The sequence below is a fragment of the Idiomarina sp. UBA4206 genome (assembly GCF_002383015.1).
Classification (GTDB): Bacteria; Pseudomonadota; Gammaproteobacteria; order Enterobacterales; family Alteromonadaceae; genus Idiomarina; species Idiomarina abyssalis.
Genome location: NZ_DFTS01000051.1, coordinates 4,549 through 8,447 on the forward strand (window position 1 = coordinate 4,549; position 3,899 = coordinate 8,447).

At 46.8% G+C, this 3,899-nt stretch carries 5 protein-coding genes and 1 pseudogene; all 6 read right to left on the minus strand.

The window, feature by feature from the left end:
• On the minus strand, positions 1-815 hold an 815-nt coding region (gene atpG / locus B3180_RS10915; protein WP_286844483.1), incomplete at its 3' end, for a F0F1 ATP synthase subunit gamma.
• Positions 816-869: 54 nt separating this feature from the next.
• The gene (gene atpA / locus B3180_RS10920; RefSeq protein ID WP_054488980.1) at positions 870-2,411 is read right to left on the minus strand and encodes a F0F1 ATP synthase subunit alpha; all 1,542 of its coding nucleotides are present in this window, start codon (positions 2,409-2,411) and stop codon (positions 870-872) included.
• Between the two features lie 14 nt (positions 2,412-2,425).
• Complete coding sequence (gene atpH, locus B3180_RS10925; RefSeq protein WP_054488978.1) at positions 2,426-2,959, minus strand: F0F1 ATP synthase subunit delta; 534 nt, start codon at positions 2,957-2,959, stop codon at positions 2,426-2,428.
• Positions 2,960-2,976: 17 nt separating this feature from the next.
• Complete coding sequence (atpF, locus tag B3180_RS10930; RefSeq protein WP_054488976.1) at positions 2,977-3,447, minus strand: F0F1 ATP synthase subunit B; 471 nt, start codon at positions 3,445-3,447, stop codon at positions 2,977-2,979.
• A 37-nt stretch (positions 3,448-3,484) separates the two neighbouring features.
• Positions 3,485-3,742 (minus strand): F0F1 ATP synthase subunit C, encoded by a 258-nt coding sequence (gene atpE / locus B3180_RS10935; protein ID WP_011235847.1) that lies wholly within the window; start codon positions 3,740-3,742, stop codon positions 3,485-3,487.
• 65 nt (positions 3,743-3,807) lie between these two features.
• Positions 3,808-3,899: pseudogene (locus B3180_RS10940) on the minus strand (F0F1 ATP synthase subunit A); the annotation flags it as partial.

Below are 3,899 nucleotides of genomic sequence, written 5' to 3' on the forward strand. Positions count from 1 at the left end.
GCTGCCTGACGCGCCTTGTTATACTGCAATTGCAGTTGATCGATAATATCTTCGGCGTTGTCGGTTGCAGCTTTCATCGCAATCATCCGAGCGGCTTGCTCACTAGCAAAGTTATCTACGACACCTTGATACACTTGCATTTCTACAAAGCGACGAATTAGCGTATCTAGAATACTTTCCGGATTCGGCTCATACAGGTAATCCCAGCTACCTGTCTGTACTTCTTCTTCCGATCCTGCTTGCGGCAATGGCAACAATTGATGAATGGTCGGCTCCTGGGTCATCGTATTCACAAACTTGTTGAATACAACGTACAAGCGATCGATTTTACCTTCTTCAAAGGCATCCAGCATAACCTGGATAGAACCGGTGATTTCTTTCAGTTCTGGCTTATCGCCCATACCTGAAACTTGCGCTTTCAACTTACCAAAACGCTTGAAGAAACCGGTTGCTTTGCTGCCTATTGCGGCAAAATCCGCTTCAACATCTTGCTCTTTCCATTCGTTAGCGTGCTTAACGACTTTCTTGAACTCATTACCGTTCAAGCCGCCACACAAACCACGGTCGGTAGAAACAATGATGTAACCCACACGCTTAACCTGACGTTCTTCCATAAATGGATGACGATATTCAAGGTTACCGCGCGCCACATGACCAATCACCTTGCGAATGGTGTCCGCATAGGGGCGACTAGCCTCCATACGTTCCTGCGCCTTTTTCATTTTCGACGCAGCGACCATTTCCATAGCACTGGTGATCTTCTGAGTATTACCGATACTCGAGATCTGAGTTTTTATCTCTTTACCGCTGGCCATGACGATTCTCCTGTTAACTCAACGACAAATGGCCGCTACTGCGGCCAGGTGCGATTACCATGATTGCGTTTGCTTGAATTTCTCAAGCGCGGCTTTCAATTGCGCATCGATGTCGTCGTTATAGTTGCCAGTTTTATCAATCTCAGCCATTAGCTCGGCGTATTCGCTCGCCATGAAAGATTGCAGCGATTCTTCAAAATCCATGATTTTGTCGATTTCTACGTCTTTCAAGAAGCCTTTTTCAACGGCATAAATTGATACAGCCATTTGAGACACGCTCATAGGCTTGTACTGTTTCTGTTTCATCAGTTCGGTTACACGCTGACCGTGCTCCAACTGTGAACGAGTCGATTCATCAAGGTCAGATGCAAACTGAGCGAACGCCGCCAATTCACGGTACTGAGCCAGGGCAAGACGGATACCGCCACCCAATTTCTTGATGATTTTCGTTTGTGCTGAACCACCAACACGAGAAACCGAGACACCGGCGTTAACCGCAGGACGAATACCTGAGTTAAACAAGTCAGTTTCCAGGAAGATCTGACCATCGGTGATTGAGATAACGTTAGTCGGTACGAACGCCGATACGTCACCTGCCTGAGTTTCAATGATAGGTAAGGCAGTTAAAGAACCAGTCTGGCCTTTTACTTTACCGTCAGTGAATTTTTCTACGTAGTCAGCGTTAACACGCGCCGCACGCTCAAGTAAGCGAGAGTGGAGGTAGAAAACGTCACCAGGGAATGCTTCACGACCTGGCGGACGACGCAGCAACAGTGAAATTTGACGGTATGCAACAGCCTGCTTAGAGAGGTCATCGTATACGATCAAAGCGTCTTCACCGCGGTCACGGAAGTATTCACCCATAGTACAGCCAGAATAAGCTGCTAAGTATTGCAACGCTGCAGATTCAGAAGCAGAAGCCGCAACCACAATGGTGTTTTCCAATGCGCCGTGCTCTTCCAGCTTACGTACAACAGCAGAGATGGTTGAGTTCTTCTGACCAATGGCTACGTATACACACTTAATACCAGAGTCTTTCTGGTTGATAATGGCGTCTACGGCTAAAGCTGTTTTACCTGTCTGACGGTCACCGATGATAAGCTCACGCTGACCACGACCAACTGGAATCATCGAGTCAATTGACTTGTAACCAGTTTGTACTGGCTGATCAACCGACTGACGTTCGATAACGCCCGGGGCGATTTTCTCAACTGGCTCATAGCCGTCAGCTTCAATTGGACCTTTACCGTCGATAGGCTGACCTAGTGTGTTTACCACACGGCCCAACAGTTTTTCGCCGACCGGAACTTCAAGGATACGGCCAGTAGATTTTACTTTGGTGCCTTCCTGCAAATCTGCATAAGGACCCATAACAACCGCACCAACAGAATCACGTTCAAGGTTCAGTGCGATAGCGTAACGATTACCAGGTAGCTCGACCATTTCACCTTGCAGACAGTCTGCAAGTCCGTGAATGCGAATGATACCGTCTTGTACAGACATGATGGTACCTTCGTTGCGGGCTTCGCTGGTGACTTCGAACTTCTCAATTCGCTGTTTGATCAGTTCTGCGATTTCATTTGAATTCAATTGCATGCTCAAGTCCCCAATTAGGATTGCAGTGCGTAAGCAAGTCTGTCGAGCTTGCCGCGCAAGGTGCCGTCAATAACGGTATCACCAGCTTCTATAACAAGTCCGCCAATAATGGACTTGTCGACACTGCAGTTCAGCTTAATTTTGCGTTGCAGGCGCTTCTCTAGTGCTTTACTCAAAGCCGTTTGTTGTGCTTTCAGCAGTTTAACCGCTGACTTAACATCTACAGTGACTTCTTTGTCGTGTTCAGCACGAAGCGTCTGATAGAGCTCACTAACCGCTGGAAGTACTGGCAAACGTTCATTTTCAGCCAGTACTTTAACGAAGTTCTTAGCGTTATCGTCGAGCTCGTCGCCGCAAACACCCAAGAAAACATCTGTCGTTTTTCCAACAGTCGAAGAGCTGCTCAAAAATGAGGCAATAGTCTCATCTTGCGCTACCGCAGCAGCGAAGCTAAGCATTTCTGCCCACTTATCGAGCGCTCCCTGTTCTAAAGCAAAATCAAAAGCTGCTTTTGCGTAAGGGCGAGCGACCGTAGTCAGTTCTGACATAAGCTCAAACCCCTTTATTAAAGTTCAGCGACCAGTTTTTCAACAATGTCGCTATGAGCGTCTTTATCAATTTCACGCTCAATGATTTTCTGAGCCCCAGAAACCGCCAATACGGCGACTTGCTTACGCAACTCTTCGCGAACGCGGTTACGCTCAGCTGTCACTTCTTCATGTCCAGACGCAACGATTTTTTCACGTTCTTCGTGGCCACGTTGAGTTTCTTCCTCAACAATTTTAGCGCCACGTTTTTTCGACTGTTCAATGATTTCAGCGGCTTGCTGTTTCGCTTCTTTGAGCTGCTCGGCAATTTCTTGCTGGGCTTTCTCTAAATCTTTTTGAGCACGTTCACCGGCATTAAGGCCGTCAGCAATTTTCTTCTGACGTTCCTCAATAGCCTTGATGATCGGTGGCCATACAAATTTCATGCAGAACCACACGAACACGGCAAACGCGATCGATTGTCCAATTAGAGTAGCGTTGATATTCACAACGGACCTCCTTCAGTTGGTGACCGTCGAATAACGATTAGCCTGCTACCTGGGTTAAGAATGGGTTCGCAAACGTGAACAGCAATGCAACAGCAACGCCGATCATTGCGATAGCATCGATAAGACCAGCTACGATGAACATCTTAACTTGCAGCTGTGGTGCCAATTCTGGTTGGCGAGCAGCAGCTTCCAGGAATTTACCACCCAGAATACCAAAGCCCAGTGCTGTACCCAGTGCAGCCAGACCGATCATGATTGATACAGCGATAGCAGTAAAAGCAACTACAGTTTCCATTGATTTCTCCAGTTTTTCAGTAGATTAAAGTTAAAAGTAAAGCTAAAAACTTTTTGTTTAGAACACTAGTGTTCAGATGAAGCCATGCTTAAGTAAACAATGGTCAGCATCATGAAAATAAACGCTTGCAATGTAATGACCAGAATATGGAACACAG